Raw genomic sequence first — 21,519 nt, 5'->3', positions numbered from 1 at the left:
ATGCCTGACGTAGTGTGGTGTCAGTGCCGCAGTCTTCCCGTCGTTCCACCCTTCCGCTCGCCATTGGCCTCCCTGTTGCAGTAGCAACTGGCTTGGTCATTCCGCTTCAAGGAAGGATCAACGGGGCCCTCGGGGCCCGGTTGAACGATGGCATCGCCGCAGCTGTGGTGAGCTTCACCACAGGCCTCGTCCTCATTGCGGCCATTTCCCTCGCCACACCCAAAGGCAGGGCAGGCCTTCGGCGCATCGTCCCGGCGGTCCGCAGCCGTAGCTTTCCCCGCTTCTACGTCATGGCCGGTGGGATCGGCGCCCTCTTCGTCATCGCGCAAACATTCACTGTGGGCCTGCTGGGGGTTGCGCTGTTCACTGTGGCGGTGGTCACCGGGCAGACCCTGAGCGGCCTCCTTGTGGACCGAATGGGCATAGGTCCCGGCGGCAAACGGTCCATTACCGGAGTGCGGATCCTGGGCAGTGTGCTGACGGTCGCCGCCGTTGCGTGGGCTGTTTCCCCGCGGTTCGGGGGCAATACCGACATCGCCTCCCTGGTGCTGCCCGTACTGTTGCCACTGGCTGCAGGGTTTCTCATGAGTTTCCAGCAAGCCATGAACGGAACCGCCACTGTTCACTACGGGACCCCTGTCGCAGCCACGCTGGTCAACTTCATCGCCGGTGCCGTCATCCTCTGGATTGCCTGGCTGATCAAGCTTTCCGTGGCAGGCGCGGGCAACCCGCTTCCGGGTGAATGGTGGTTCTACCTGGGCGGCCCCATGGGCTGCCTTTTCATTGGGCTTGCGGCGCTCCTGGTCCGAAGCCTCGGCGTGCTGGTCACCGGTCTGGGCATGATCGCCGGGCAGCTGGTGGGTTCTTTAGTGCTCGACGTCGTGATCCCCAGTCCCGGTGCGGTGGTCGCCTTGCCCACGGTGTTGGGTACGGTATTGACGCTCGCGGCGATCGTCGTGGCCACGCTGCCCTGGCCCAGGGGAGCATTCGCACGAAAGGTCCCGGGCAAAGGCCGGTAGGCTAGGACACGCAGCTTTTCTGCACAGTTATTATCCGCACCAATTCCCCAGCCCACCCCGCCGGACAACCTCGTTCGGAATCCGGGGCAACCACCGCGGACCGCACCCAGCGGCCCTGTAGAACAAATGGAGTACCCATGGCAGCAAAATCCGTCCTTGACCAGGTCATTTCCCTCTCCAAGCGGAGGGGCTTTGTCTTCCAGGCCGGTGAAATCTATGGTGGTTCCCGTTCGGCGTGGGATTACGGACCCCTTGGTGCGGAACTGAAGGAAAACATCAAGCGCCAGTGGTGGCAGAGCATGGTCCGCGGCCGCGAAGACGTCGTAGGCCTGGACTCCTCGGTCATCCTGCCCCGCCAGGTCTGGGAAGCCTCCGGCCACGTCGAGGTGTTCTCGGACCCCCTGGTGGAATGCCTCTCCTGCCACAAGCGCTACCGTGCCGACCACCTTGAGGAAGAGTACGAGGAAAAGAAGGGCCGCCCCGCCGAGAACGGCTTGAAGGACATTGCCTGTGCCAACTGTGGCACCCGCGGCCAATGGACGGAGCCGCAGGAATTTTCCGGCCTCCTGAAGACCTTCCTTGGCCCGGTGGCCAACGATGAGGGCATGCACTACCTGCGTCCGGAAACGGCCCAGGGCATCTTCGTGAACTTCAACAATGTCCTCACCACGTCCCGGAAGAAGCCACCGTTCGGCATTGGCCAGATCGGCAAGTCCTTCCGCAACGAGATCACGCCGGGCAACTTCATCTTCCGTACCCGCGAGTTCGAACAGATGGAGATGGAATTCTTCGTCGAGCCCGGCACGGATGAGGAATGGCACCAGTACTGGATGAAGGAGCGCATGTCCTGGTACACCAGCCTGGGCATCCGTGAAGAAAACCTCCGCTTCTTTGAGCACCCGCTTGAGAAGCTGAGCCACTACTCCAAGGGCACCACGGACATCGAGTACCGCTTCGGTTTCCAAGGCTCCGAGTGGGGCGAGCTCGAGGGTATCGCGAACCGCACGGACTTCGACCTCTCCACGCACGCCAAGGCTTCCGGGACGGACCTGAGCTACTTCAACCAGGCCACCAATGAGCGCTACACCCCATACGTGATCGAGCCGGCTGCCGGGTTGACCCGCTCCTTCATGGCGTTCCTGATTGACGCCTACACCGAAGACGAGGCACCCAACGCCAAGGGCGGCGTCGACGTCCGTACGGTCCTGAAGCTGGACCCGCGGCTTGCCCCGGTCAAGGCCGCTGTCCTGCCCCTGAGCCGCAACGAGGACCTGTCCCCGAAGGCAAAGGCGCTGGGCACCCAGCTGCGCAAGAACTGGAACATCGACTTCGACGACGCCGGCGCCATCGGCCGCCGTTACCGTCGCCAGGACGAGATCGGTACTCCGTTCTGCATCACCGTGGACTTCGATACCCTCGAAGACCAGGCCGTGACCATCCGTGAGCGCGACACCATGAGCCAGGAACGCGTGTCCCTGGACAAGGTTGAGGCTTACCTGGCAGCACGACTGATCGGCGCCTAACCGTGGCCTTGGAATACCGCGAGTGGAAGGAAGGCGACGACCTCGCCCTCCTGGAAATCTGGGGCGGCCCGGAGACCCTCCCTGCAGAACAGTTCCGTGCTGCTTTGGCGCCTTCGAGCAACCAGCCTTGGCGCCGCTGCATCGTTGCCGAAGACGTCGTTGACGGCGTTCGCATCCCCGTTGCGGCCGGCGTGGTTCACGAAGCGTCCCTGCACCCGGAACGTCTCTGGGCTTACATCGAGGTTGCCAAGGACCATCGCCGGAACGGCGTCGGTGCCACCCTGCTGACCATGCTGCGCCGCGAAGCCGGGAACTCGCCGTCGGGCGTTTCCAAGCTCCGCAGCAAGGTTGAACCGGGCACCCCGGGGGCTGCTTTCGCCGAAGCCGCACGCCTGGGACCCATCCAGCGTTCCCAGTTGGTAGTAGTGGAGCCTGAGCCGCTGAAGCTCCCGCGGTTCGGCGACGGTTCCGAGGAAGCTGCCTCGGAGCGCGTGGAGGACCTCGCCACCGGATCCGTGGAACTCAGCGAAGTGGTGGGCCGCTACTACTCAGCTGTCCATCACTGGGACAGCCCGGGCGAGCTCAGCATTGCTACGGTGCAGCGGCTCTTCCTGCACGATCTCACCGGGGCGCACGGAGCCATTGTGCTTCGTGCTCCGAAGGCAAGCGCCTTTGGCGGGGGAGTGCCGGCCAGCCGAAAAGGAAAGATCCAGGCCTTCGCCATCAGCTACGCCCAGGGGAACTCCGAGGAGCCCTCGGATGTCTTCCTGGGTCACGATCCCAAGCTGTCCGCCGACGACGCCGAAGCTGCCGTACGGGATCTTCTGGCGCTTATTGCGTACCAGCACCCCGTGCTGTTGGAAGTGGACGAATCCATGACGGCGCTGCGCAGCGTTCTGGCACCTTTGCTGGAGTCGGGCAAGGCCCACGTTCGTGGCGCTGACACACTGATCGTGAGCGACTGACCACGTACTTTCATGTCCGGATCCCGCCCTGCCCATCGCCGATGGGCAGGGCGGGATCCTCGCTTTAAGCTCAGCCCGCATTCGTGGTGGAAAAGTCTTGACTCGGCCATGGCGCAGGAGTAGGAAGGCGACGTAAGCCACGCGCCGGCACACTCGGAGGGAAGCGGCGTCTGTGGAATAGCTCCGGTCTCCTCTGAATCGGCGGTAACAACAATGAACGGAACGACCTTGGACGGGCTGCGGGATCAGCTGCGCGGACAGCTCATCACTCCCGAAGACCCTGAATATGATTCGGCACGGGCAGTCTTTAACGCCATGGTCGACAAACGTCCGGCGGGCATCGTCCGGGTGGCCCAAGTTGCGGATGTGATTGCGGGGGTGAACTTCGCACGGGAGAATTCCATGCCCCTGGCCATTCGGGGCGGCGGACACAGTGCTCCTGGATATGGAACGGCGGATGACGCCCTGGTGCTGGACTTCGTCAACCGAACCGGGGTCCGGGTGGACCCGGAGACCGCCACTGCGCGGGCCGAAGGCGGCACCACCTGGGCTGACTTCAACCACGCAACGCACGCCTTCGGATTGGCGACCACTGGCGGGATCGTCGGATCCACGGGAGTTGCGGGACTGACCCTGGGCGGGGGAATAGGCTACCTTGCCCGAAAGTACGGTCTCTCCTGCGACAACCTCGTTTCAGCCGATGTGGTCACGGCTGATGGAAAGTTCCTGGTGGCCAGCGAGGACCAGAACGAGGACCTGTTCTGGGCGCTCCGGGGCGGTGGCGGCAACTTTGGCGTGGTGACCTCGTTCGAGTTCAAACTCCATCCTGTTGATATGGTCCATGCCGGAGTCATCCTCTACGGCGCAGAACATACGGACACAGTCGCCCGCTTCTACCGCGATTACATCGCGAACGCGCCCGAAGAGTTCGGCGCTTTCCTGGGATTCCATCAGGGCCCGCCAGTCCCGTTCCTACCCGAAGAGTGGCACGGCAAGCCCGTCTGTGTGGTGGTTGGGATGTGGACGGGGGATTTGGGAGAAGGCGAAGCGCGGTGGCAGCCGTTCCTGGACGCAGCCCCTGTTGCGGGCTCACTGGTAGCTCCCATGCCGTACCCAGCCCTGAACGTTGCCTTCGACGCGCTCAACCAGAAAGGAATGCAGGGCTACTGGAAGGCGAACTTCCTCCCCGAGCTCAACGACGGCGCCATCCAAGCCCATGCCGAACATGGCGCGACGGTCACGAGCGTCAATACGTCTGTCCATATTTACCCCATCGACGGCGCCGTCTCACGCGTTGGCGTCCATGACACAGCCTTTGCGCACCGTGACATGAAGTTTGCGCCCGTCATTGCGGCCCAATGGATGGAACCCACGGACAACGAAGCCAACATCGCCTGGGCGCGAGGGTATGCGGCGGCCCTTGCACCGCACTCGGCGCTGGGCGGGTACATCAACTTCATGGACGCTGAAGACCAGAACCGGGTCACTGACAATTACGGCCCCAATTGGGATCGCCTGGTGCAGGTCAAGAGCAAGTACGATCCCGGCAACCTTTTCCACGTGAACCAGAACATCAAGCCAGCCTGAGGAAGGGTTTGCGTTTGACCCCGCTAGGCTTGAAACCATGAGGTTTTGCAGCTGATGGGTCACGGACACTCCCACGGTCACGGTCATTCTGAAAGTTCCGAGCCAACCCCGCAGGCGATTGCGTCCCGGAAGCGCGCCAACTGGCTCCTGGCTGCGGTGCTGGTTCCACTTGGGGTGCTCACTGTCATTGCCATGATGGTCATGTGGCCCTCGGGCAGCCGGGAGGGAATCTCCTTCGCGAGTCCCTACCAGGCTGCCCCGGGGGTGACTTTCGATACCGGAAAGATCCAGAGCGTGGTGCAGGAAAGCTGCACACAAACCGGACAAACCGGTGCAGGCCAAACCGATCCAGGCCAGTCCGGCGGATCCGACTGCACTTTCGCCTTCACGCAGCCGGACAAGGGCGGGGAAGCCGTCAAGGTGGTGATCAACCCCGACGTCGCTAAATCCCATGGCGTGAATGTGGGGGATTCGATCCGCTATCTGAACCTTTCCGGTGTCCAGGGCGCGGCGCAGGCCAACGGCTCGCCGTCGTACGTTTTTGTGGATTTCGTGCGGAGCCTGCCGATTGCGCTGCTGGCCGTGCTCTATGCGGTGGTAGTGATCGCTGTGGCCCGCTGGCGCGGCTTCCGGGCACTCCTTGGCCTGGTTGGCGCTTATGCGGTGCTGGTCAGTTTTATCCTTCCGGGGCTTGTGGAGGGGAAGCCGCCACTCATGCTGGCTTTGGTGGGTTCCACGGTGATCATGATCGGGGTCCTGTACTTCGCCCACGGTTTCTCGGCGAGGACGTCCACGGCCCTGCTGGGAACCATCTTCGGGTTGGGCATCACAGCGCTGTTGGCGGCGTGGGCCACGGATGCTGCCAACCTTGCAGGCGTCGGTGACCATGACGCTGCAACGCTGATAAATATGTCGGACAAGATTTCAATCTCCGGCATCATCTTGTGCGGCCTGATCATCTCAGGCCTCGGCGTCCTCAACGATGTCACCATTACCCAGTCATCTGCCGTGTGGGAACTTTACGAACTGGCCCCGAACACCAGCGCCCGGAAGCTATTCTCCTCGGCCATGCGGATTGGCCGGGACCACATCGCCTCCACGGTTTACACGATTGCCTTCGCGTACGCTGGTGCCGCCCTTCCGATCCTGATCATTGTGATGCTTTACGACCGCCCACTTGCCGAGGCCCTGACCAGTGCGGAGTTGTCCGAGGAAGTCATCCGGACATTGGTCGGCTCCATCGGACTGGTGCTCGCCATCCCTGTTACCACGCTGATAGCCGTCCTGGTGGTCAAGGCCACAGGCGTGAAGGGTGCCGTCCCTGCGCCCGCGCTGTCCGTGAATCCGGAGGACGTGGACGATACCGGTACGCTCGCTGCTGCGGCCGCCGTCGTGGGTTCCGGCAGGGCCGAAACGCTCGACGGCGGCCGGTCTTCCCGCGCGGCCGGCAAGCCTGCCCGCCCGGGGAGCCGCCGTGCCCAGCGTGAGGCGGAGCGCCGGGGCGACGGGGAAAAACCGATTCCGTAGGGCGCAAAGGGTCGATTTGCCCTGATTTGCAACAATGGATGGGTGACTGTAGTAGCAACGCCCCCTGCCCCAAAGCTTGAGCTTCCGCCTTTGCAGCTCGGTGGGATCACCGTGGACACTCCCGTGATCCTTGCCCCCATGGCGGGCATCACCAACTCGGCCTTCCGCAGGCTCTGCCGTGAATACGGTGGTGGCCTGTACGTGGCCGAGATGGTTACCTCGCGTGCGCTGGTGGAACGGACCCCGGAATCGTTGCGCATCATCTCCCATGATGAGGACGAGAAAGTCCGTTCCGTGCAGCTCTATGGTGTTGACCCCGTAACGGTCGGCGCGGCTGTCCGCATGCTCGTCGAGGAAGACCGGGCTGACCACATTGACCTCAACTTCGGCTGCCCGGTGCCCAAGGTCACCCGCCGCGGTGGTGGTTCCGCGCTGCCATGGAAGATCGATCTGTTCACGTCTATAGTGCAGACCGCGGTGAAGGAAGCCTCCAAGGGTGGCATCCCGCTCACCATCAAGATGCGCAAGGGCATTGACGAGGACCACCTGACGTACCTCGACGCCGGACGGATCGCCCGCGATGCGGGAGTGGCCGCCGTCGCCCTTCACGGCCGCACCGCCGCCCAGTTCTATTCCGGCCAGGCTGACTGGTCCGCAATTGCCCGCCTTCGTGAGGCGCTGCCTGACATTCCGGTGCTGGGAAACGGTGACATCTGGTCCGCAGAGGACGCTGTCCGTATGGTCCGGGAAACCGGTGTGGACGGCGTGGTGGTAGGCCGTGGTTGCCAGGGACGCCCGTGGCTGTTCGGTGACCTGCAGGCGGCGTTCGAAGGCAGCGATCAGCGGCACCGTCCGGGGCTGCGGGAGGTCGCCGAAGGCGTCTACCGTCACGCAGAGCTCATGGTGGAGACCTTCGGTAACGATGAGTACAAGGCACTGCGGGAAATCCGTAAGCACATGGCCTGGTACTTCAAGGGTTACATAGTTGGCGGGGAGCTTCGCGCCAAGCTGGCCACCGTTCCCACCCTGGAGGTCCTGCGCGGACTCCTTGATGAACTGGACATGGATTTGCCGTATCCGGGCGTCGATTCCGAGGGCCCGCGCGGCCGTGCCGGATCACCGAAGAAGCCTGCGCTGCCCAAGGATTGGCTCATGAGCCGTCAGCTGAACGCGGAACAGAGTGCCGAAATCTCCGCAGCAGAGCTGGACGTGTCAGGAGGCTAGCTTCACACGTGTAAGACTGGCTCAAGAGGCACCACACAACGGCGCTTGAAGGAGGCAGATACCCATGGGAACCGAAGCGATGCTGGGCCGCACCGGAACGCCGCACGACTACGTGCAGGCAATTCCGGGCTACACCGAAGCGGATTCTGCGCGGTGGGTGGAAGAGCCGCGAAAAACCAACTACCGCTCCGACTTTGAACGCGACAGGGCACGGGTCCTGCATTCCTCGGCCCTGCGGCGGCTCGGCGCGAAAACGCAGGTTGTTGCTCCGGACACGGACGATTTCGTTCGCACCAGGCTGACGCACAGCCTGGAGGTTGCCCAGGTAGGCCGCGAACTTGGCCGTTCACTGGGCTGCGACCCGGACGTTGTGGATACCGCATGCCTGAGCCATGACCTTGGCCATCCACCCTTCGGCCACAATGGTGAGTCAGCACTCAACGAAGTAGCACATACTATTGGCGGCTTCGAAGGCAACGCGCAGACGCTGAGGTTGTTGACGCGCCTGGAACCGAAAGTCCTTGCCGAGGACGGCAGGCCCGCCGGGCTCAACCTGACCCGCGCCAGCCTGGATGCTGCGTCCAAGTACCCGTGGTCCGCCGTCGACGCCCCCGTCATCCATGGCCACCGCACCAGCAAGTTTGGCGCGTATGAGGACGATCTTCCCGTGTTCGAATGGCTGCGTGAGGGCGCTCCGGGTAACCGCTCCTGCATTGAGGCCCAGGTGATGGACCTCGCGGACGATATTTCCTACTCGGTCCACGACGTCGAGGACGCAATCGTCGCAGGCCACTTCCAACTGAAGTGGATGGAGAATCCGGACCACCGTGCCCGCGTTGTGGGCTACACCAAGCAGTGGTACCTCCCACACAACGATCCTGCTGACATCGATGCTGCCCTTGCCCGGCTGGAAGCCACCAAAGTGTGGGTCCGCGAGGCTGACGGGAGCCGGAAATCCATGGCCGCGCTGAAAGACATGACCAGCCAGCTCATCGGCCGGTTCTGCCAAAGCGCCATGGAAACCACCAGGGACCATTTCGGCCCTGCCAACCTGACCCGCTATGGCGCCGAGCTGATGGTCCCGGAGGACACCGTGACCGAAATCGCGGTCCTGAAGGGCCTGGCTACTACATTCGTCATTTCCACGGACCACCGCCAGCCCGTCTACGAACGCCAGCGTGAAGTCCTGCACGCGCTCGTGGGCGTGCTGAATGCCACGGGCGACCGCCACCTCGAGCCGATGTTCGCTGCTGACTGGCGTGACGCTGCCGATGACGGCGCCCGGCTGCGGGTAGTGATTGACCAGGTGGCGTCTTTGACGGATGGTTCCGCGCTGGCCATGTACGAGCGCCTGGTGGGGAGCCTGCCGTCGCTCTGGTAGCACTATCAGCCTGTTGCTCCGCCAGCCTTCAGCCAGGGCCGTCAAGGCGGAGCGGCTAGGATGGTCACGTGGCTGGCTTGATCAAACGTGAAGATATCGACGAAGTACGCCAGCGCACGGATATCAAGGAAGTCGTTGACGGTTACGTCACCCTGAAGAGTGCTGGCTTGGGCAGTTTCAAGGGCCTGTGCCCCTTCCACGATGAACGCTCACCATCCTTCACTGTGCGCCCCCAAGTGGGCAGATATCACTGCTTCGGTTGCGGCGAAGACGGGGATGCCATCTCCTTCGTCCAGAAAATGGACCACAGCTCCTTCCACGAGGCAGTGGAAAAGCTGGCCGCCAGAATTGGCTACGAGCTTCGGTACGAGGACGGTGGCAGTGGTCCGAGCCGCGAAGAAGTGGGCAAGCGCCAGCGTCTCCTGGATGCCCATAAGATCGCCGATGAGTTCTTCCGTGCCCAACTGCTGACCCCCGGAGCGGCCGAGGGCCGCAACTTCCTCGCTGGCAGGGGCTTTGACCGTGCGGCAGCAGAGCACTTCGGCGTGGGCTATGCGCCCCAGGGCTGGGACTCGCTCCTTAAGCACCTGCGTGGCCGCGGGTTTACCGATGCTGAACTCAAACTTACGGGCATGTTTTCTGAAGGAAACCGGGGCATCTATGATCGCTTCCGTGGCAGGCTCATTTGGCCCATCCGGGACATCGCCGGCGACACCATCGGGTTCGGCGCCCGGAAGCTCTACGAGGACGATCAGGGTCCAAAGTACCTGAACACGCCTGAAACCACCCTCTACAAAAAGTCCCAGGTCCTCTACGGGATCGACATCGCCAAACGCAACATCGCCAAGGACCGGCAGCTGGTGGTGGTTGAGGGGTACACCGACGTCATGGCTTGCCACCTTGCAGGAGTCACGACGGCGGTCGCCACCTGCGGCACGGCGTTCGGCACCGAACACATCAAGATCGCGCGGCGCCTGCTTTCGGACGACGGCACCGGGGGAGAGGTGGTCTTCACCTTCGACGGAGACGCCGCCGGCCAGAAGGCGGCCCTCCGCGCCTTCGAGGAAGACCAACGGTTCGTCGCGCAAACGTACGTCGCGGTGGAACCCACTGGCGCTGATCCGTGTGATCTTCGTCAACTCAAGGGCGACGCCGCGGTACGTGAACTCATCGATAGCAGGAAGCCGCTCTTCGAGTTCGCGATCCGTGCCTCGCTCCGCAGGCACAACCTGGACACGGTGGAAGGCCGGGTCGCAGCGCTGCGGGAAGCGGCGCCCGTTGTGGCACAAATCCGCGACTCCGGCATCCGCCCCGCCTACATACGCGAACTCGCTGGCTGGTTGGGGATGCCGATTGAGGAAGTCAGCCGCTACGTTGGGGCGGCAGCCAAGCGCGCGGCATCCGGTGCGAGTCCGTCCGGTGCTGCGGAACAAACCACGACGACGGCAGCATCGTCGAACGGTCAGGCGTCGAGCGGTCAGGTCTTCAATCGTCCCGATCCGCGGGACCCCGTGGCAGGGATGGAGCGCCAAGCGCTGGAAGTCGTCCTCCAAGAGCCCTCAGTCCTGGGCGACGGGGCATGGGAGCGCTTTGAGGCGTCCCATTTTGCTACTCCTGCATACGCGGCGGTGCATGCAGCTGTGCGTGCCACAGGACTGGCCCACGCGGCTGATCCGGTGGCATGGGTGGAGCACATCCGGCAGGAAGTCCCGGAGCCTCTTCGGCCCTTGGTTTCGGAGTTGGCTGTAACTCCTTTGCCGGCCAGTACCCCGGAGGCCATGCAACGTTATTGCCGGGACATTTTGGCGAGGCTTTTCGAACTGCAGATCACCCGCATTAAAGCGGACAAGATGGGCCAGCTGCAGCGCCTTGACGCAGCTGCATTTCCCGAGGAATTCCAGCGGCTGAACCGCGAACTGATGGTGTTGGAAATGCAGCGTCGAGCCCTGCGTTCAGACTCCTGAGGGTCCCTGCCGAGGGCCGTCGGAAGCGGCCTGGAGGCTCGATTTCGTTTTCCGGCGGGGCCCTGTTAAGCTAGTAACCGCTTCATTCCTCCGTAGCTCAATTGGCAGAGCATTCGACTGTTAATCGAAGGGTTACTGGTTCAAGTCCAGTCGGAGGAGCGCACAATACCCCCGTTCCGGAGTCTCGGAACGGGGGTATTTTTTATACCCCCAGGGGGTATCTCCGTCCGATTCGCATTCGCCTAAAACCTTTGCTAAAGTCATAACCGCTTCATTCCTCCGTAGCTCAATTGGCAGAGCATTCGACTGTTAATCGAAGGGTTACTGGTTCAAGTCCAGTCGGAGGAGCGCAAGGACCCCGCACCGGTTTCGTACTGGTGCGGGGTCCACTTTTTTACACGAAATCCATCTCCACCTGGAGGAACCGTGCGGCTTCGGCCACGGCTGCCAGGAAGGCTTCCTGTTCGGTCGGGGGTGTCCGCGGTTCGCGCGGATGCCACTCGTGGGGAGCGGAGTACACGCGGGTGAACCCACCACCCGGCGGTGCATAGAAGATTCCAAAGCGCTGGACCGGCCACTCAGGTGAGGTCTCGGGGGCAACCAGCAACGCGGCGTCGGCTTCGGGGTTGTACCACTGGGCGATGGGCCGGCGCCGGTCATCCGTGAAAAGGCCTGCCGCATAGAGGGCAGCGGACTGGGGACTGGTCACGGAGCACAGCCGGTCCCACCACAGCGGCAGGATGCGTTCATCCCGACGCTGCCAAGGTGCCGGAAGCGGCTGCAGCTCTTGCCAATGTGGCACATCTCAACTTTATCGCCGGGGACGGGCCGGCAACAGGGCTGCCTAGGGGGACAAGCCGAGTCTCGGATACAGCACCTCAAAGCCCTTTGTCAGGCCGGCGTTCAATGCGATGCCTACATGCCCGCCGTTTGGCACCTCGTAATAGGTCACCGTCATTCCGGAAGCTTTTGCAGCTGCCGAGACAGCCTTCGCAGCTGCAACATAGGTCACATCATCCGAGCCGACGGTGAAAACGGCAGTGGTGTCTGGAAATTGCTTGCCCTTCATGATGTTGATGGGCTTCTGGGCGTCATAGGCTGCCTGGTTGCCGCCAAAGATCTCTGCAAGGTTGCCTGCAGGGTCCTCCGCCCCGGGAAACTCCTCGCCGGAGATATCCACCACATTGCCCCACATCTTCGGGTATTTGAGCGCAAAGGAGATGGCGCACTGCCCGCCGTTGGAGTATCCGGCGATGGTCCAATGATCGCGGTCCGGGAGGATGTTCAGGTTCGCCTTGGCCCAGTTCACCACGTCAACGTTGATGTACTTCTCCACGTTTCCGTACTTGGCCGTATCCAGGCATAGAGTGTCGTCCTGATCCGGTCCGATCTGGTCGGCCACGATCGCGATGGGCGCCAAGCCATTGTTCTTCGCAGCAAATTCGTCCAACGCGGCCGAAACGTACTGGGGGTCAGGCAGGCCCGGCTGGCCCATCATGAGGACAAACAAGGGCAAACGGGGTGGGTTCTCCGTCAGGGCAGCAGGCGGCAGGTAGATCCCGGCAGGGCGGGCATTGAAACCCGAGGCGGTGGGTGGAATGACCTGCGTTCCCACTTCGCCTTTTGCTGGCATGTTGGTTGGCGGTTTCCAGTTCTGCCAGAGGGGCCCGGAAGGGACAGGAGCATCCGGGTCCGGCTTGCTCAGTTGGATGGCTTCCTCGGTGGAAATCCCCAGCGCTGACCCCAGGGTCCTGTTGAGCCCGAACTCCATGTTGACGCCCAGCGCAGTGACCAGGAGGAACACGGGAATCGATATCGCCGCCACGGCCTTCCGCCACCGGGGACTGTGGCGAAAACTAGCCGCGGCCAGGCCAAGTGCAGCGAAGCCTGTGATGACCCAGAACCACACCCGGGGTGTAAGGCCCACGTGGAAGACGTCCAGGACATCCTCCACGATCCAGACCGTCAACCAACCCAGCGCTGCTGTCACCACAATGCCAACGACCGCTGTGATGACCCAGCGCGAAGACGGCCTGAGGAACAGCAACAGGAAAAGCCCGACGCCGATAATCACCGCTATCGTCATGACCACAGGGCCGCTGATCTCGATTTCCAGGAGGCCCTTCATGACTGCCGCGTCCGTCCGGCGGCAGTCATGCGGCGGGTTCCCGGGCAACTATTTGGCGTAGCAAACCGGCGCTCTGTGCGGGGGACAACCCCGGCAAATACGCCGACCCAACGGCAAGGCCTATGGACGGCAGGGCCAACGGATCCCGGTAATACATGTACAGAGTGCGGTGCTCGGGCTGGAACCGCGATTTGAAAGCTGCCAGGGACTTGAAGCCGTACATGGGCTCCAGTGCATTGCCCAGCATTGCCAGGACCCGGTCCAAGGCACTGTGGTCACCATCGTCCGTCGCTGCCCCCGTGTTGGCCAGCGGGGAGCCTGACAGCGAGATGCGCGGAACGTCGTCCTTGAAGTGCGTAACAGCGGAGGCGATCAGGAATTCCATGACCCCTTTGAAACCAGTGGTTCGGCGGCGCATGAAGTCCAAGGTCCAACCCGACACCACGCCGTCGGTAAAGACCGGCAGCCAGCTTGTGACCCCATGGACCAGGCCGTCGTCGTCCACCGCGACGCAACACATGACTTCGGGATCCTTCAGTTCATCGAGTCCGCCCAACGTGAACCCCATCTCGGGGAGGGCCTTGTCCGCTACCCACTCTTCCGAGATTTCGGCAAGTTGTGCCCGGATCCCCGGAGGCATCTCCGCGTAGTGGTACCAGTGGTCCTTGATGGACAGCTTCTCCGCCCTGTTCAGCGCGGTCCGGACGTTCTGCCATTCCTTGCCTTTGAACGTCATGGCCTGGACGTTCAGCAGGGTTTCTTCCGCCACCTCCAGTTTGCGGAAGCCGCGGGGGAGGAGAGCTTCGTCAAGCTCCGCCGTGGCCGAGTAGAAGCACGGTGTGAGGCCCAGTGCTGCGCAATGTGCCAGAAAGCCTGTGGCAGCCTCGGTGTGGTGTTGGCGGGCTCCGAACGGACCCGCCACCGTCAGTGCCACCCCGTTGTGCACCTGGTAGGCGAGGCCAGCCCTCCTGTCCGGCGTGAACCAGTACTGGTTGTTGTCCCACAGGGCCATCCAGGACAAGGTACCCCCGCCGTCATGAAGCAGTTCACGGGTGTGTCCCAGATCCGCAGCAGGGTCTTTCGCCAGCGCCCGGAACCGCTGGAAATTGTTCAGGACCATCAAAAGGATGCACAGCCAGATGGCGTCCCCGCCCAGTCCGTAAAGAACTGTGCTCAGCAGTCCCTGGGGCAGTTCAACGACGAACGGAACGGGGAAGGGGACCAGGATATGGGTCAATTGGCCTGCGAGGTCCCACAGGGATGAGCGGCTCGGGTTGCCCTCCAGGAACCAGAAGACCACGTAGAGGGCCGCCGCCACTGCAGCCATGATGAGGGTTGTCCTGCCCAGGACGCGATATCCGGCGTCGCTGGATTCCACCCGGAATTTGTGGCGGTTGACCACCAGCAGGACCGCGACGATCAGCGGCGCCAGGATAGCGGGCACGGCGTAGAGCAGGAGGTAGCCGATGTCGTCATTGCCGAGTGTCACTTCCGGATCCGTCACGTACTGCAGGATTGCCACGCTCGTCACGAACGCCAGGTAGAGCTGGATGACCAGGGTCAGCCTAAACGCAAGGCGGCGACCACGGCGCAGCCCCTCAGCACAGACAAGTAGCAACAGCACCGGGATCAGTGTGAGGATGGTGGCACCGAAACTCTGCACGCCCACAACACTTTGCAGCGTGACGCAGCTCTTGTCGTTGTCGCATGCTTCGTTGACTTCGTCCACGCTGGGGCTTGCCTGCAGCATCACCTCGGAAACCACAGAAAGCGGCCCGACCTCCAACGTGCCCGTTAGCTGCGTCAGCAAGGGACCCAGGGCGAACACACCCACCACGGTGCCCACAAGGAACCGGGTCTCACGAAGGCTAGAAGAATGAAGGGAGCCCGCACGCCGCCGCAGCACGAGGGCCTGGACGGCCCAACCGGCCAGAATGCCGATGACAGCGCCGGCAAGGGCCTGGAGTGTTTGTGCGACGCCTACAAACAACGCGAACATGAGCGTGGCGGCCAGCAACCATGTCCGGAGGCGACGACGCCACAGCGCCTCCAGTGCCGCCGTCGAACATCCCAACGCAGCGGCGGCACCACCGTAAGCGCCCACAACGTACTCGCCACCGAGGAAACTCAGCCATTGGTCGCTGTTGTCTGTTCCAAAAGCAACCAGCCCCATCAGCACCAGGGCGCTCAGAGCGGAACCAAAGATGAATGCTGCCAGCGCCGGCCATGGCCCAATGGTGCGCTCGGCGATACCCACGCCCACCAGGATCAGAACGGTGCATGCCAGATAGTCCAGCAAGGATGAGGCAAAGAAAGATGATGTGAAGATGGACCAACCCGGTCCCGGATCCAGCGCCAAACCCAGCCCGACTTGTTCCAGGAGTGACTCGTTGGGACCGGCGACAAGGCTGCCCGTAACTGCGCCGACAACCCAAAGGAACAGCACGAGTCCCAGGGTCAGGGGCAGCCGCCGTATGGCCGCCAGGCCGTAAACAGTGCCCCTGTATCCATCAGCCGCACTCATGTGATGTCCCCTTCACCGGCGAAGCAGGGGAAACCCCCGGCTGGCCACCATTCTGCCCTGCCAGGCGCCCTAAGGGGAGGGCTTATACGGGCCGATAGACCCGGTTACGGTTAGTCCCTGTTCCAGGGGCCCGGGTTCACCCGGTACAGCAGGGCCGCTCCAATGACGGCACCAAGTATCGCCCCGAACAGTGCACTCCCGGCCAGACGGCCCAACAGCGCCCCGACGACGGCGCCAAGCACGGCCCCGAGGAAAAGGCCCCTACCGTTGCGGTGCGGTTTCTTGGTCATGGTCACTGCCTTTGGTCGGGTCAAGGTGAAATGCCGAATTAGTGGATTGAGGGGACCTAATGAATTGACGGGACCGTCCGCGGCCGGACCACCAGCCACAGTGCGGCAATGGCTCCGGTGATGCAAACAGCCTGGACCGCGCCCATGGGTACCGCTGAATCGACACCGAGCCAGCCGACAACGGGGGGAACGATGCCCGCCATCATGAATTGCGCTGCCCCCAGGAGCGACGCCGCCGTCCCCGCCTGGGCTCCATGGTTCGCCAGGGACAGGACCTGGACGCAGGGGAACAGGAAGCCTGTGGCGCAAATGTAGAACCACAGCGGAATCAGGATGCCCCACAGACCCACGTGGAGGAGATCGAGCACGATAATCAGGGCCGCCATAAGCAGCATGAATACCGTGGCTCCGGCCACGATCCACTGTGGAGCGACGCGTCGGATCAACCTCGAACTGATCTGTACGCCCGCCACGATGCCCAGCGAATTGACCCCGAAGAGGAGGCCGTATTCCTGGGGAGAGAATTCATAGACGTTCTGGAACAGGAAGGTGGAGGCGGAGAGGTAAGCAAACAAACCACCGAAGTTCAGGCTGCCAACCATCAACATGCCCACGAATATCCGGTCCGTCAGCACCGTTTTGTACCGCTGCCGCACCGTGACTGTGGATTTCCCGCGCCTTTCCGCCGGGAGGGTTTCGCGAATAAAGAAGATCGCGGCCACTATCACCAACGTGCCATAGCAGGCCAGGAAGTAGAAGATGCCGGGCCACGGGAACACCAGCAGCAATTGGGAACCGATGATGGGGGCCAGGATCGGAGCCAGCCCGTTGACCAAAGACATCCGGGAGAACATGCGGACCATCGAATAGCCATGGAACAGGTCCCGGACCATGGCCATGGCGACAACGCCGCCGCCCGCGGCACCGATACCCATGAGCACACGGAAAAGGGACAGGAACCCGATGTCCGTAGCCAAGGCAGCGCCCAATGACGATCCAATATGCAGGGCAGTGGCGAGGATCAAGGGCAGGCGACGGCCAAACTTGTCGCTGAAGGGACCAACCACCAACTGTCCAAGGCCAAACCCAACCGTGGTGCCGGTCAGCGTCAGTTGGATCGCCGTGGCTGATACGCCAAAACTCTCCTCCAGCGCAGGGAACGCAGGAAGGTAGAGATCCACTGTGAAGGGCCCCAGAGCGGTCAGGGCACCGAGAAGGACAATGTAGACAAGCTTTTCGCGTCGGCTCAGGGAATCGCCCGGAGCATTTGGATTGGTCACGATCATCTATCCTATGGCCGTCACATCATATTTATGCAGCTGCGTCAGGCGCGCCGCGGTGTCATCGGCGAAAGTTGAGCCGGAACCTGAATGATAGTTTTGAGGACAGGTGCCCGCGGCGATCTTTTTCCGGCCGCGTTCGCCCGACACGATGCCCAGAGGAAGCAGTTAGGCGGAACCCAATGAGTGGACGTCACACCGGCCGGACCAGCACGAGACCAGCCATCCGTACTTTGCCGAAGACCCTCAAGCTCGTTGCCCGTTTGGCTCCCAGGCAACTCAACGATGAGATCGCCCTTGCCAAGGTCGAACTCAAGCGAAAGGCCACCCAGGTTGGGGTGGCCGGCGCGTTCTTTGGGGTAGCCCTTGTCTTCATGTCGCTCCTGGTGATCGCCTTGGTGGTGGCCGCGATTCTCGGTTTGGCTACCATCATGCCGGGCTGGCTTGCGGCGTTGATCGTTGCAGCGGTCTTTCTCGTGATCGTCGCGCTCGGAGCGTTGATCGGTGTCTCCAAGTTCAAGAAGGCCATGCCTCTGATCCCTGAAGACACCATCCGTGGACTCAAGCACGATCTTGGAATTGCGAAGGAGGGCTCGGCCTTCGACGAATCGATCCTCGATCCCAATTCGCCCGCTGCCAAGGCGGAGAAGGCTGCCAAGGAAGCTGCCGCCGAAAAGGCGAAGGCAGAAAAGGCTGCAAAGGAAGCTGCCAAGGAAGCGGACGCAGCCAAGGCGCCCACGGAGGCAGAACTCCGCCTGCGCCTGAACAAACGGCGCGAACACCTTACCGGCGTGCGCGATGAGCTTGGCGAGCAGTTGGACGTCAAGAAGCAGAGCCAGGCTTTGCTTGGGGCAGCCACCGTGAAACTCCAGGAGGGAAAGGACTTTGCTTCGGCCAAGTTCGCTGACCTTGGGGAGGCCGTCCCCGAGGACCTCGCCGGGCGCCTTGCGTCCCGGTGGAAGGACCTCGTGGCTTTCGCCGCCGCGGCTGCAGTCTTCGTGGTTGCCCTGCGGAAGCTGCTGAAGAAGTAGCAGCCTGACGCGGTACCGCACACACTGGAGGAGAGGAAAGGGGGACACCATGAGGTTCATCGGTGCTGGTTCGCATCCGGACCGTCCCCAGGTGGACCACGACCTCGTCTTTACCGTTCCCAATGTGCTCACCGTACTGCGCTTCATGGGCGTCCCGCTCTTTGTGTGGTTGGTCCTGTGGCAGAAGGAATATGGCTTCGCTGTGCTCGTGCTGGTCATCATGGGCAGCACGGACTGGGTGGATGGCTATATCGCCCGCCGCTATGACCAAACCTCCAAGTTGGGCAGGATCCTGGACCCCTTGGCGGACCGGGCCGCGCTCATAGCCGTTGCCGTCACTTTGGCGATCGCCGGCGTCGTGCAGTGGTGGTATCTGGCCGCGCTGGTGGTGCCTGACGCCATTCTGGCCATTGCCTCGCTGATTTACTTCCGCAGCCATCCAGACCTTCCCGTCAGCATCATCGGCAAGATCCGCACCGGGCTGCTGCTGGTGGGCACGCCGTTGCTGGTCCTTTCCAAATTGCCGATTCCCTACACCGACGCCTACTTCGCGGCCGCTTGGGTCTTCCTTGGCCTCGGCCTGCTGGGCCACTGGATTGCGGCCTACAACTACTACTGGGCCATCCTGCGCAAAGGCAAAGAACTGCGGGCCAACGACGGCGGACACGGCTGATGGTGTGGCTGGCGGTTTTCCTTGCCGTACTTGGCGCCTTTTTCCTTGCCATCGGTGCACAACGCCAGGGAAGCGCAGTAAAAGCCGATACCGGCGGGCTTGCACTGAGTTCCAACGGGTTCCTGCGGCTTCTGCGCAACCCACGATGGATGCTTGGGCTCTTGCTGTTGTGCCTTGGCATGGTGATGAATGCGATCGCCCTTGTATCGGCACCCCTGACGGTGGTGCAGCCCATTGGCGCGATCGCACTGGTCATTACCACCGTGGTCAATGCCAAGGACCAGGGCCTGAGTATCAACCGCGCCACCGTGGTTGCCATTACCGCCTGCGTCACCGGATCGGCATTGTTCGTACTCCTGGCAGTTAACGTCACGCAGGAAAACCACCATGTTAACGCTGAAGACGAACTGACAATCGTGCTGCTCCTGGCCCTGGCCGTGGGCCTTTTCGGCACTCTTGCAGTGCTGTTCAAACACCGCATGAGCGCCTTCATATACATCCTGGGAGCGGGTGTACTGTTTGGCTTCGTGGCCGTCCTGACCCGGATCATCGGCAAGCACCTCCTGGACCCCAATGGCCTGTTCCTGCTCAATGTGCAGTGGTACACCCTCATTGCCATCGCCGCCGCCGGCGGCCTTGGTTCCTGGTTCGTCCAGAGCGCGTATTCAGGTGGCCCTCCGGATCTGGTTATTGCCGGACTGACCGTGGTGGACCCCATGGTGGGCATCGCCATCGGCATCGTTATCCTTGGTGAGCTTCGTCCCGATGTCCATGCCGTGATGGCAATCAGCATGGCCGCCGCAGCTTCCCTTGCTATCGTGGGGGTTATTGCCTTGAGCCGGCACCATCCGGAAGTCACCAAGCGTAAGAAGGACGCGAAGGCGGCTGCAAGCCGGAAGGCCTAGGCAAAGTTTGATCCTTGCGCCACCGCTTCCCAGCGGTCCGGCAACCCGGCGACACCGCAGCATTGACCCGTTCAAGGCTGTTCCGCACCGTGACCATCAGGAGTTCTCCACGTGACCATTCCCGACACCAACAAACCCCTTACCATCCTGATCGCGGCGGACACCTACCCGCCGCACGTAAACGGTGCTGCGCAGTTCGGCTACCGCCTGGCCAAGGGAATGACGGCGCGCGGACACAACGTGCACGTGTTGGCTTGCCGTCCGGACACGGGCAAGAGCTACACCGAGTTCCGTGACGAGGCAACCGTCCACCGCCTCCGCTCCCATGGGGTGTTCACCCACGAATACTTCCGCATCTGCTTCCCTTGGGAAATCAAGAAGGAAATCAGTCTCCTGTTCGACAAAGTCCAACCGGACGTGGTGCACATCCAAAGCCACTACATGATTGGCGAACACGTACTCTACGAGGCCGTGAAGCGTGGCATCAGGATTATTGCCACCAACCACTTCATGCCTGAAAACCTGAACCCATTCCTTCCGTTCCCGCAGTGGTTCAAGGACATCGTGGGGCGCATCTCCTGGAAGGACATGGGCAAGGTGATGGGCCAGGCGGACGTCGTCACGACACCCACACCCCTTGCCGCCAAGGCCATGCACCAGCACGCGTTCCTCCGTAAAGTCCTGCCCCTGTCCAACGGCATTGATTCCGCAGCGTACGAGCTTCAGCCTGGCGAGACGATCGAGCCCCATGCCAACCCCACTGTCCTTTTCGCCGGACGGCTTGCGGAAGAGAAGCACGTCAATGTGCTGATCGACGCCATTGCCAAGACCCCGCGCGAACTCAACGTCCACCTGGAGGTCGTGGGTGGCGGCGAAGTCCGCCCGGCCTTGGAGGCACAGGTGGCCAGGCTTGGATTGGGGGATCGAGTGAAGTTCCTGGGGCTGGCAAGCGATGAAGAGCTGCGCGAGGCCTACATCAAGGCCGATATTTTCTGCATGCCCGGCACTGCGGAACTTCAGTCGTTGGTGACGCTGGAAGCCATGTCCGCCTCCACGCCCGTGCTGTTGGCAAATGCCATGGCACTGCCGCACCTGGTCCGCGACGGCGAAAACGGGTACTTGTTCACACCCAACGACAGCACGGAACTCGCAGCGAAGATCACCAAGCTGGTGGAGCTTCCTGAAGACCAACTTAAAGCCATGGGCAAGGTCAGCCGCGAGATGGTGGAGCCGCACAGCATCAACGGCACCCTTCAGACATTCGAGGACCTCTACCGCGGTGCTTCCTACGAGGACATGGTGGTGTGACAAAAGCACTCTTAAGTAGCTATTAGTATTGCTAGAGTGCATTTGCCCCAACTGTTGCTTTCTAGCGGCCTGGGGCGTCACGGGGCTATAGCTCAGCTGGTTAGAGCGCGGGACTCATAATCCTAAGGTCCTCGGTTCAAGTCCGAGTAGCCCTACCTTTGCACGGGAGCCGTGGCTGGCGTTTCATACG

The 21,519-nt window shown here is 62.2% G+C and carries 17 protein-coding genes and 3 tRNA genes; 15 read left to right on the top strand and 5 right to left on the bottom strand.

Annotation, left to right across the window (positions count from 1 at the left end; genetic code table 11):
* Window positions 1-14: 14 nt before the first annotated feature.
* The 10 genes from AC6I97_RS17005 to AC6I97_RS16960 all read left to right on the top strand — a co-directional run bounded on the left by AC6I97_RS17005 (window position 15) and on the right by AC6I97_RS16960 (window position 11,538).
* Window positions 15-1,019, top strand: coding sequence for a DMT family transporter (locus tag AC6I97_RS17005; protein WP_497945502.1), 1,005 nt, complete (start codon window positions 15-17; stop codon window positions 1,017-1,019).
* Window positions 1,020-1,156: 137 nt separating this feature from the next.
* A complete protein-coding gene (locus tag AC6I97_RS17000; protein ID WP_216925355.1) occupies window positions 1,157-2,542 on the top strand; it encodes a glycine--tRNA ligase in 1,386 nt (461 codons plus the stop codon).
* 2 nt (window positions 2,543-2,544) lie between these two features.
* Window positions 2,545-3,507, top strand: a complete 963-nt coding sequence (locus AC6I97_RS16995; RefSeq protein WP_497945501.1) for a GNAT family N-acetyltransferase — start codon at window positions 2,545-2,547, stop codon at window positions 3,505-3,507.
* Between the two features lie 213 nt (window positions 3,508-3,720).
* A complete protein-coding gene (locus AC6I97_RS16990) occupies window positions 3,721-5,094 on the top strand; it encodes an FAD-binding oxidoreductase (RefSeq protein WP_497945500.1) in 1,374 nt (457 codons plus the stop codon).
* A gap of 54 nt (window positions 5,095-5,148) precedes the next feature.
* Window positions 5,149-6,621 (top strand): YibE/F family protein, encoded by a 1,473-nt coding sequence (locus AC6I97_RS16985; protein WP_497945499.1) that lies wholly within the window; start codon window positions 5,149-5,151, stop codon window positions 6,619-6,621.
* 42 nt (window positions 6,622-6,663) lie between these two features.
* Window positions 6,664-7,845: a tRNA dihydrouridine synthase DusB gene (gene dusB / locus AC6I97_RS16980; RefSeq protein WP_497945498.1), complete on the top strand. Its 1,182-nt coding sequence runs from the start codon at window positions 6,664-6,666 to the stop codon at window positions 7,843-7,845.
* Window positions 7,846-7,909: 64 nt separating this feature from the next.
* Complete coding sequence (locus tag AC6I97_RS16975) at window positions 7,910-9,226, top strand: deoxyguanosinetriphosphate triphosphohydrolase (protein ID WP_224092138.1); 1,317 nt, start codon at window positions 7,910-7,912, stop codon at window positions 9,224-9,226.
* 68 nt (window positions 9,227-9,294) lie between these two features.
* Entirely contained in the window at window positions 9,295-11,190 is a 1,896-nt protein-coding gene (gene dnaG / locus AC6I97_RS16970) for a DNA primase (RefSeq protein WP_497945497.1), read from the top strand.
* 86 nt (window positions 11,191-11,276) lie between these two features.
* A tRNA-Asn gene (locus tag AC6I97_RS16965) sits at window positions 11,277-11,349 on the top strand.
* Between the two features lie 116 nt (window positions 11,350-11,465).
* A tRNA-Asn gene (locus AC6I97_RS16960) sits at window positions 11,466-11,538 on the top strand.
* A gap of 46 nt (window positions 11,539-11,584) precedes the next feature.
* On the opposite strand, the gene AC6I97_RS16955 is transcribed toward AC6I97_RS16960, so the two are convergent.
* The 5 genes from AC6I97_RS16955 to AC6I97_RS16935 form a co-directional block, all read right to left on the bottom strand.
* On the bottom strand, window positions 11,585-11,992 hold the full coding sequence (locus AC6I97_RS16955) for a hypothetical protein (protein ID WP_224166936.1): 408 nt from the start codon (window positions 11,990-11,992) through the stop codon (window positions 11,585-11,587).
* 42 nt (window positions 11,993-12,034) lie between these two features.
* Window positions 12,035-13,318 (bottom strand): alpha/beta hydrolase, encoded by a 1,284-nt coding sequence (locus AC6I97_RS16950; RefSeq protein WP_497945496.1) that lies wholly within the window; start codon window positions 13,316-13,318, stop codon window positions 12,035-12,037.
* A gap of 25 nt (window positions 13,319-13,343) precedes the next feature.
* Window positions 13,344-15,842, bottom strand: coding sequence for a bifunctional lysylphosphatidylglycerol flippase/synthetase MprF (locus tag AC6I97_RS16945; RefSeq protein WP_497945495.1), 2,499 nt, complete (start codon window positions 15,840-15,842; stop codon window positions 13,344-13,346).
* A 110-nt stretch (window positions 15,843-15,952) separates the two neighbouring features.
* Window positions 15,953-16,132: a YMGG-like glycine zipper-containing protein gene (locus AC6I97_RS16940; protein WP_216925346.1), complete on the bottom strand. Its 180-nt coding sequence runs from the start codon at window positions 16,130-16,132 to the stop codon at window positions 15,953-15,955.
* Between the two features lie 56 nt (window positions 16,133-16,188).
* Window positions 16,189-17,418 (bottom strand): multidrug effflux MFS transporter, encoded by a 1,230-nt coding sequence (locus AC6I97_RS16935; protein ID WP_497945494.1) that lies wholly within the window; start codon window positions 17,416-17,418, stop codon window positions 16,189-16,191.
* Window positions 17,419-17,594: 176 nt separating this feature from the next.
* On the opposite strand from AC6I97_RS16935, the gene AC6I97_RS16930 reads away from it, so the two are divergent.
* From AC6I97_RS16930 to AC6I97_RS16910, 5 genes are all read left to right on the top strand, one after another.
* Window positions 17,595-18,443, top strand: coding sequence for a phage holin family protein (locus AC6I97_RS16930; protein ID WP_224092165.1), 849 nt, complete (start codon window positions 17,595-17,597; stop codon window positions 18,441-18,443).
* 49 nt (window positions 18,444-18,492) lie between these two features.
* On the top strand, window positions 18,493-19,116 hold the full coding sequence (locus tag AC6I97_RS16925; protein ID WP_224166941.1) for a CDP-alcohol phosphatidyltransferase family protein: 624 nt from the start codon (window positions 18,493-18,495) through the stop codon (window positions 19,114-19,116).
* Window positions 19,116-20,021 (top strand): DMT family transporter, encoded by a 906-nt coding sequence (locus AC6I97_RS16920; protein WP_224092167.1) that lies wholly within the window; start codon window positions 19,116-19,118, stop codon window positions 20,019-20,021. The genes AC6I97_RS16925 and AC6I97_RS16920 overlap by 1 nt, the downstream gene beginning before the upstream one ends.
* A 111-nt stretch (window positions 20,022-20,132) precedes the next feature.
* On the top strand, window positions 20,133-21,329 hold the full coding sequence (locus AC6I97_RS16915; protein ID WP_224092169.1) for a glycosyltransferase: 1,197 nt from the start codon (window positions 20,133-20,135) through the stop codon (window positions 21,327-21,329).
* An 81-nt stretch (window positions 21,330-21,410) separates the two neighbouring features.
* Window positions 21,411-21,484, top strand: a tRNA-Ile gene (locus AC6I97_RS16910).
* Window positions 21,485-21,519 lie beyond the last annotated feature (35 nt).

Source organism: Arthrobacter sp. TmtSoilC48 (genome assembly GCF_059739425.1).
The sequence above is the reverse complement of the archived record's forward strand: the minus strand, read 5'-3'. Positions and strand labels throughout refer to the sequence as shown.

Bases quoted from the DNA above. Each gene is read 5' to 3' on its own strand.
- AC6I97_RS17000 (WP_216925355.1), top strand. From the start codon at position 1,157: ATGGCAGCAAAATCCGTCCTTGACCAGGTCATTTCCCTCTCCAAGCGG.
- AC6I97_RS16990 (WP_497945500.1), top strand. From the start codon at position 3,721: ATGAACGGAACGACCTTGGACGGGCTGCGGGATCAGCTGCGCGGACAG.
- AC6I97_RS16985 (WP_497945499.1), top strand. From the start codon at position 5,149: ATGGGTCACGGACACTCCCACGGTCACGGTCATTCTGAAAGTTCCGAG.
- AC6I97_RS16975 (WP_224092138.1), top strand. From the start codon at position 7,910: ATGGGAACCGAAGCGATGCTGGGCCGCACCGGAACGCCGCACGACTAC.
- AC6I97_RS16950 (WP_497945496.1), bottom strand. From the start codon at position 13,318: ATGAAGGGCCTCCTGGAAATCGAGATCAGCGGCCCTGTGGTCATGACG.
- AC6I97_RS16945 (WP_497945495.1), bottom strand. From the start codon at position 15,842: ATGAGTGCGGCTGATGGATACAGGGGCACTGTTTACGGCCTGGCGGCC.
- AC6I97_RS16940 (WP_216925346.1), bottom strand. From the start codon at position 16,132: ATGACCAAGAAACCGCACCGCAACGGTAGGGGCCTTTTCCTCGGGGCC.
- AC6I97_RS16935 (WP_497945494.1), bottom strand. From the start codon at position 17,418: ATGATCGTGACCAATCCAAATGCTCCGGGCGATTCCCTGAGCCGACGC.
- AC6I97_RS16930 (WP_224092165.1), top strand. From the start codon at position 17,595: ATGAGTGGACGTCACACCGGCCGGACCAGCACGAGACCAGCCATCCGT.
- AC6I97_RS16925 (WP_224166941.1), top strand. From the start codon at position 18,493: ATGAGGTTCATCGGTGCTGGTTCGCATCCGGACCGTCCCCAGGTGGAC.
- AC6I97_RS16920 (WP_224092167.1), top strand. From the start codon at position 19,116: ATGGTGTGGCTGGCGGTTTTCCTTGCCGTACTTGGCGCCTTTTTCCTT.